The sequence below is a fragment of the Falsiroseomonas sp. RANM36 genome (genome assembly GCF_056682175.1).
Map to the genome: position 1 here is coordinate 634,516 of NZ_JBWXTD010000003.1, position 7,311 is coordinate 641,826.

Annotated in this window: 6 protein-coding genes; 1 reads left to right on the forward strand and 5 read right to left on the reverse strand. The window is 72.3% G+C overall.

What is annotated here, in order from left to right:
* The first annotated feature begins 43 nt into the window (after positions 1 to 43).
* On the forward strand, positions 44 to 1,441 hold the full coding sequence (locus tag AC1MIR_RS07815; protein ID WP_480027615.1) for an amidase: 1,398 nt from the start codon (positions 44 to 46) through the stop codon (positions 1,439 to 1,441).
* A gap of 10 nt (positions 1,442 to 1,451) precedes the next feature.
* On the opposite strand, the gene AC1MIR_RS07820 is transcribed toward AC1MIR_RS07815, so the two are convergent.
* The 5 genes from AC1MIR_RS07820 to AC1MIR_RS07840 form a co-directional block, all read right to left on the reverse strand.
* A complete protein-coding gene (locus tag AC1MIR_RS07820) occupies positions 1,452 to 2,651 on the reverse strand; it encodes an MFS transporter (RefSeq protein ID WP_480027616.1) in 1,200 nt (399 codons plus the stop codon).
* Complete coding sequence (gene polA, locus AC1MIR_RS07825; protein ID WP_480028723.1) at positions 2,648 to 5,428, reverse strand: DNA polymerase I; 2,781 nt, start codon at positions 5,426 to 5,428, stop codon at positions 2,648 to 2,650. The genes AC1MIR_RS07820 and polA overlap by 4 nt, the downstream gene beginning before the upstream one ends.
* Positions 5,429 to 5,498: 70 nt before the next feature.
* On the reverse strand, positions 5,499 to 5,723 hold the full coding sequence (locus tag AC1MIR_RS07830) for a zinc-finger domain-containing protein (protein ID WP_480027617.1): 225 nt from the start codon (positions 5,721 to 5,723) through the stop codon (positions 5,499 to 5,501).
* A gap of 47 nt (positions 5,724 to 5,770) precedes the next feature.
* Positions 5,771 to 6,697, reverse strand: coding sequence for a 2-dehydropantoate 2-reductase (locus AC1MIR_RS07835; RefSeq protein ID WP_480027618.1), 927 nt, complete (start codon positions 6,695 to 6,697; stop codon positions 5,771 to 5,773).
* A gap of 313 nt (positions 6,698 to 7,010) precedes the next feature.
* The gene (locus tag AC1MIR_RS07840; protein WP_480028724.1) at positions 7,011 to 7,256 is read right to left on the reverse strand and encodes a PfkB family carbohydrate kinase; all 246 of its coding nucleotides are present in this window, start codon (positions 7,254 to 7,256) and stop codon (positions 7,011 to 7,013) included.
* Positions 7,257 to 7,311: the final 55 nt, after the last annotated feature.

The following is a 7,311-nucleotide window of genomic DNA, read 5'->3' on the forward strand; positions in this document are numbered from 1 at the left end:
CCCTGCCCGCCTGCGCCGTGCCCGCCGCCAAGGAGCCGCGCCGATGCGCGGCGCGCCCGCGGACATGCCGCGCGCCGCGGCGGCGCGCGCCATCGCGCGCCGGAACCTCTCGCCGGTCGAGCTGCTGGATGCGCTGCGCGCGCGCTTCGAGGCGCTGGAGCCGCGGCTGAACACCACCATCCGTCCCCTCTGGGACGAGGCGCGGCAGGAGGCGGCGAAGGCCGGGCGACGCATCGCGCGCAGCGGGCCGCGCTCCCCGCTGGATGGGCTGCCGGTCGGCCTCAAGGACATCATCGACATCGCTGGCCACCCGACCACCTGCCATTCGCGGCTGCTGCTGGACAACCACAAGACCGAGGATGCGGCGGTGGTGGCGCGGTTGCGCGCGGCGGGCGCGGTGTTCCCGGTGAAGCTCGCGACGCATGAATTCGCCATCGGCGGGCCGGCCTTCGACCTGCCCTTCCCGCCCGCCCGCAACCCGTGGAACCCGGGGCATCATCCCGGCGGCTCCTCCTCCGGCTCCGGCGCGGCGGTGGCGGCGGGAATCCTGCCGGCCGCGCTCGGCACCGACACCGGCGGATCGGTGCGCAACCCGGCGAGCCAATGCGGCATCGTCGGCATGAAACCGACCTATGGCGTGGTCTCGCGACGCGGCGTCTTCCCGCTGGCCTATTCGCTGGACCATGTCGGGCCGATGACGCGCGACGTCGCCTCCAACGCGCTGCTGCTGAACGCGATGGCGGGGCATGACGCGGCCGATCCCGGCAGCGTGGCGCGGCGTGCGGAGAATTTCGCGCGCCACCTGCGCAAGGGGCTGAAGGGCCTGCGCATCGGCTATGTGCGGACCTGGCACGAGACCGACGACCCGGCGACGCCGGAAGTCGCCGCGGCGCTCGACGACGCGGCGAAGCTGCTGCGGCGTGAGGGCGCGACGCTGCGCACGGTGGCGCTGCCCCCGCTCGGCGAGTTCGGCGCGGTGAACCGCACCATCTCGCTCTCGGAAGCGGCGGCGATCCATGGGCGCTGGCTCCGCGAGCGGCCGGAGGGCTATTCGGCGCTGACGCGCAAGCGGCTGCTGCCGGGCCTGTTCATCCCGGCGGAGGCCTATGTGCAGGCGCAGCGCCGCCGCCGGGAACTGACCGCCGCCGTCGCCGCGGCGCTGGAGGAGGTGGACCTGCTGCTCACCGCGAGCAGCCTGGACCCCGCCTGCCGCATCGACGACGCGGCAGCGGTCGAGGTGACCTATCCGCGCCAGGCGCGCACGCCGCTGAACGTCACGGGCCATCCGGCGCTGACGCTGATGTGCGGCGTGTCGCGCGAGGGCGGGGTGCCGCTGTCGCTGCAGCTGGTCGGCCGCTGGTTCGAGGAGGCGACGATCTATCGCGCCGCCGCCGCCTATGAGCGCGCGGCCCCGTGGAAGGACATGCGCCCGCCCATGTGACGCGGCCGCGCTACCGGCGCCGCAACTCCGGTAGCGCGGCGGCCAGCGCGGTGATCGCCATGAAGACGGCGCCGAGCAGGAACACGGCGTTCGGATGGCCGGCGTCCATCAGCCAGCCGAACATCAGCGGCGCGATCATGCCGCCGATGTTGAAGCCGGTGGAGACGATGCCGAAGGCGGCACCCGCCTGGCCGGGCGGCGCCGCGGCACGCACCATCATGTCGCGCGACGGCATGCAGAGCCCGCTCAGCACGCCGGAGGCGCCGAGCAGCGCCACCACCGCGATCCCCGGCAGCGGCAGCAGCGCGACGCAGAGCGTGATGGCCGAAGCCGCCGCGAAGCCCGCGGCCGCCACCAGCCCGTGCCGACGCGCCCGGTCCGCGAGGCCTCCGCCGAGCAGTACGCCACTGGCCGAGCCGATCAGGAAGGCGGTGAGCGCCGCGCTCGCGATGGTCAGCGACAGGCCATGGCCTGCGACCAAGGAGGCCACGGCGAAGCCGTTGGTGCCGCTGATCGATAGCGCGATCAGCACGAAGAAGCCGGTCAGGCCCAGGATCGCCGGGCTCAGCACGCGCGGCTTCGGACCGGCGCCCGGCTTCGTCGCCTGTGGCTTCACGTCGCGCGGGCAGGCGATCCAGACGAAGGCGGCCACCACGAAGGCGAGCAGCCCGGCGCAGAGCACCGCTGCCTGCACGCCGAAGCCTGCCGCCAGCGCCAGCATCAGCGCCGGCGCCGCGGCGCCGCCCGCATAGCCGGCGAAGGTGTGCAACGAGAAGGCGCGGCCCATGCGCGGCCCGCCGATACCGCCATTCAGCAGCGCGTAGTCCGCCGGGTGATAGGTCGCATTCGCGAGCCCCGCGATGGCGCCGGCCAGGATCATCCAGGCGTAGCCGCCGAAGATCGCGAAGCCGGTGAAGGCGATGCCGCCGGTGACGAGGCCCGCCGCCAGCACGCGGCGCGGCCCGATGCGGTCCACCACGAAGCCCATCGGCGCCTGGGTGAGCGCCGAGACCACGCTGAACACCGTGACCACCAGCCCGAGCTCCAGGAATCCCACGCCGAGCTGGTCCCGCAGCAGCGGGAACAGCGGCGGGAAGACCAGCATGTGCATGTGGCTCAGCGCATGCGCCGCGGCGACGGCGGTGAGCAGCCTGCGCTCCGCGCCCGTCCAGCCTGCGGCCGGCGCTGCGCTGGCGGTGGCGGTGCTCAATGCGCCTCCGCCCAGGAACGCCCGTGCCCCACCTCGACCGAGAGCGGCACGGAGAGCGTCGCGGCGTTCTCCATCACGTCGCGCACCAGCGCGGCAGTCGCCTCCACCTCCGCCTCCGGCAGCTCGAAGACCAGCTCGTCATGCACCTGCAGCAGCATGCGGGCGTTCAGGCCGGCGTCGCGCAGGCGGTGCGGGATGCGCACCATGGCGCGCTTGATGATCTCTGCGGCGCCGCCCTGGAAGGGCGCGTTGATCGCCGCGCGCTCGGCGCCGGCGCGGCGGGCGGGATCCTTGGACGCGATGTCGGCGATCCAGATCTTCCGGCCGAAGGGCGTCTCGACATAGCCGCGCATCCGCGCGTCTTCCTTGATGCGCTCCATCGCGTCACGCACGCCGGGATACTGGGCGAAATAGGCGTCGATGATGGCGCGCGCCTCGCCCGGCGGGATCCCGAGCCGCGTCGCCAAGCCGAAGGCGGACATGCCGTAGATCAGGCCGAAATTGATCGTCTTCGCGCGGCGCCGCGCTTCCTTGTCCACATGCGCGGGGTCGAGGCGAAAGATGTCGGCGGCGGTGCGGCTGTGGATGTCCTCGCCGCGCGCGAAGGCCTGCTTCAAGCTCGGCACGTCCGCGACATGCGCCAGGATGCGCAGCTCGATCTGGCTGTAGTCGGCGGACATCAGCACATGGCCGGGATCGGCGACGAAAGCCGCTCGGATGCGGGCGCCTTCCTCGGTGCGGACCGGGATGTTCTGCAGGTTCGGTTCCGTGGAGGACAGGCGGCCGGTGGTGGTCACCGCCATGGCGTAGTCGGTATGAACGCGGCCCTGGCTGTCAGCGGCCTGGGCGAGCGCGTCCACATACGTGGATTTCAGCTTCTGGATCTGCCGCCAGTCCAGCACGCGGCGCGCCAGCTCCACGCCCTGCGCGGCCAGCTCCTCGAGCACGGAGGCATCGGTGGAGTAGGCGCCGGTCTTGCCCTTCTTGCCGCCCTTCAGCCCCATCTCGTCGAACAGGATTTCGCCCAGTTGCTTCGGCGAGCCGACATTGAAGGGGCGCTTTGCCAGCTCGTGGCACTGGCGTTCGTAGATGACGAGCTTCTCGGAAAAATCCTCGCCGATACGGGCGAGTTCGCCGGCATCGACCTTGACGCCGGCGATCTCCATGTCGCGCAGCACGCCGACCATGCGGCGCTCCACCTGCTCATACAACGAGAGCGCCTTCGCCTCCCGCAGGCGCGGCTTCAGCAGCGCCCAGAGGCGAAGCGTGACGTCGGCGTCCTCGGCGGCGTAGGCGGTGGCCTTGTCCAACGGCACCTGGCTGAAGGGGATGCGGCCTCGACCGGTGCCGGTGACGCTGTCGTAGCTGATCGGCGTGTGACCGAGATGCAGGGCGGACAGCTCGTCCATCCCCTGCCCGTGCCGGCCGGCATCCATGGCATAGGAGATCATCATGCTGTCATCCACGGGCGCGACGGCGATGCCGCCATTCTCCGCCCGGCACAGCACCTCCAGGTCGTATTTCGCGTTGTGCAGCACCTTGAGGACGGTCGGGTCCTCCAGCAGCGGGCGCAGCTCCGAAAGCGCCGCCTGCACGTCGAGCTGCGCCGGTGTGCCCTCGCCCATCAGGTCGCCGCTGCCTTCGTGGCGCAGCGGCACGTAGCAGGCCCTGCCGGGGGCGACGGCCATGGAAAGCCCTACGAGCCGGCATTTCAGCGCGTCCAGCCCGTCCGTCTCGGTGTCGAAGCCGATCACGCCGGCGGCGCGCGCCGAAGCGATCCAGCCGCGCAGCGCCTCCATCGTGGTGACGGTCTCGTACGGGCCGAAGGGTGCGTCCTGCGGCGCGGCGACGGGTGCGGCGGCCTCCTGCACCGCATGGCGCACCGGGCGCGCCGTGCCCGCGCCGTCGCCGAAGCCGAGCCGCGCGAGCAGGCTGCGGAAGCCGTTCTCGCGCAGGAATTTTTCGAGCGTCGGTGCCTGCGGCGGCTTCGCCACCATCTTCTCGATGGGAATGGGCATCGGCGCATCGGCGTCGAGCTGCACCAGGCGCCGGCTGATCCGCGCCTTCTCGGCATTCTCGATCAGCGCCTCGCGCCGCTTCGGCTGCTTGATGTTCGCGGCGTTGGCCAGCAGCGTCTCCAGGTCGCCGTATTCGGTGATGAGCTGCGCCGCTGTCTTCACGCCGATGCCCGGCACGCCGGGAACGTTGTCGGTGGAATCGCCGGCGAGCGCCTGGACCTCCACCACCTTGTCCGGCGTCACGCCGAATTTCTCCAGCACCTCCGGCTCGCGGATCGGCTTCTGCTTGATCGGGTCGAGCATCTCCACGCCCGGCCGGATCAGCTGCATCAGGTCCTTGTCGGAGGAGACGATGGAGACGCTGCCGCCTTCCGCCACGAAGGCCTTGGCATAGGCGGCGATCATGTCGTCCGCCTCGTAGCCCGGCTGCTCCACCTTGCAGACGCCGAGCGCCTCCGTCGCCTCGCGGATGAGGTCGAACTGCGGCACGAGCTCGGGCGGCGGTTCCGGGCGGTGCGCCTTGTACGCGGGAAAGATGTCGTTGCGGAAGGTGAGGCGCGCGCTGTCGAACACGACGGCGATATGGCTCGCGGCATGCTTCGAGAGGAACTGCGCCAGCATCTGCGTGAAGCCGTAGACGGCGTTCACATGCACGCCATCGGGGCGGGTCATCGGCGGCAGGGCGTGGAAGGCGCGGAAGATGTAGCCCGAGCCGTCCACCAGGATCAGGCGCTTCTGGCCCGGCGCGACCGGCGGCAGTCCGTTGCCGTTGGCGGCAGGCGGCGTGCCGTCCGCGCCCGGGCCGGTGTCCGTCCCGCCGGGGGCGGGGCTAGTGTCCGGCGTCGTCACCCGCGCCCTCGGCCAGGACAAAGGTGCGCGAGCAATAGGGGCAGGTCACCTGCCGGTCCTCGATCCGCATATAGACGAGCGGATGGCCCAGCGCCCCGCCGCCCCCGTCGCAGCCGACCTTGCGGTCATGCACGATGATGGTGTCCTCCGGCGTCAAGCCGCGCAGCGGCACCGGCGTATAGCCCGTCTGTCGCTGGTCGCGCATGCTGGTCCCCTGCCGTGTCGCGGCGGAAGATAGGCGCGGCGACCGGATCAGGCCAGCCGCCCGGCCTGCCGCCGCTGATCATAGGCGCGCGCATGCAGCAGGGCGGTCGCGTGCAGCGTGTCCTCCGCGCCGGCCTTGCGCGCAGCCCCGGCCAGGAAGCCCAGGATATGCTCCGCCTCCGTCCGGCCGCCCGCTTCCAGGTCGCGCAGCATGGAGGCGGTATAGGCGCTCGCCGGGTCGGAAAAGAGCGCGCGGTAACTGTCCAGGAAGGCGGGAGTCATCGCGTGGCCATGCGCCGCGGCGATGGCGGCGTTGCGCTCCAGCAGGGCCAGCAGGAAATCCCGGCCGCCGGCGCGGACGATCTCGCCGACGCTCGCGCGCATCAGCACCGTCCCCGCGGCGACGGTGCCGAGATGCACCAGCTTCTCCCACATGCGCCGCTGGATGTCGGGCACGGCCTCCGCCTCCAGGCCGCGCGTCTTCCCGAGCGCCGCGGCCAGCGCCGCGGCGCGGCCGGCCCACCGCCCGGCCGGCGCGCCGCAGGACAGCCAGCGCCAGTCGCCGAGGTGCTTCACCACCCCCTCCGGCGTCAGTGTCGCCTGGCACTTGGCCAGCCCGCCCCACACGCGCACCGGGCCGAAGGCGGCGTTCAGCGCATCCATGTGGGCGAGGCCGTTCAGCACGGGCAGCACGCAGGCGCCGGCCTCGACCGCCGGGCGGATGGCAGCGATGGCGGCCTCCAGGTCGTAGGCCTTGCAGGAGAGCAACACGGCGTCGAAGCCGGGCCCGGCCTCGGCGATCGTCCTCACCGCGCTGTGAATGTCCCCGAGGGGGCTTTCCACCCTGAGCCCATCCCGCGCCAGCTGCGCCGCCCGGCCGGGCCGGACCAGGAACACGACATCGACGCCCCGCTCCAGCGCCCGGCCGCCGAAATAGCCCCCGAGCGCCCCCGCCCCCAGAACCAGCAACCGCATTCCGCCCCCTCCCGCGACCATCTCCCGATGCATGCCGGACATAGGCGCGTTACATCTTCCGGCGCAAACTGGTCACCGAGATGCGCCGCCTGCCCCTGGTCCTGATCGTGCTAGCCCTGCTCGGCGCCGCCGGGTGGTGGGCGGGCGCGCCCGCGGCCCAGGGTGGGATGCCAGGCTGGATGCCGCGCTGGCTTCCGGATTGGGCGACCGGCGCCGCGCCGGATGGCCCGCGCCCGCGGCTGGCGGAGGTGGACCGGGGCAACATCACCGCGGTGGTCTCGGCCACCGGCACGGTGAACCCGGTGCTGTCGGTTCAGGTGGGCAGCCAGCTCTCCGGCCAGATCCGGGAGATCTTCGCCGACTTCAACAGTCGGGTGACCGCGGGCGAGCCGGTGGCGCGGCTCGACACCCGCACCATCGAGGCCCGCCAGGCCGCCGCCCCCGCCCCCCAGCCCCCGCATTCGCCGAGCGGCCAGCCCCGCGCATGGGCCGCGAGGAAGCCGGCGGCATAGGCATCGCCGGCGCCGGTGGTGTCCACCACAGTGGTCGGCACGGCCATCACCTCCGCGCTCGCGTCGCCGGCGACCACAACGCAGCCCGTCACGCAGCGCGGG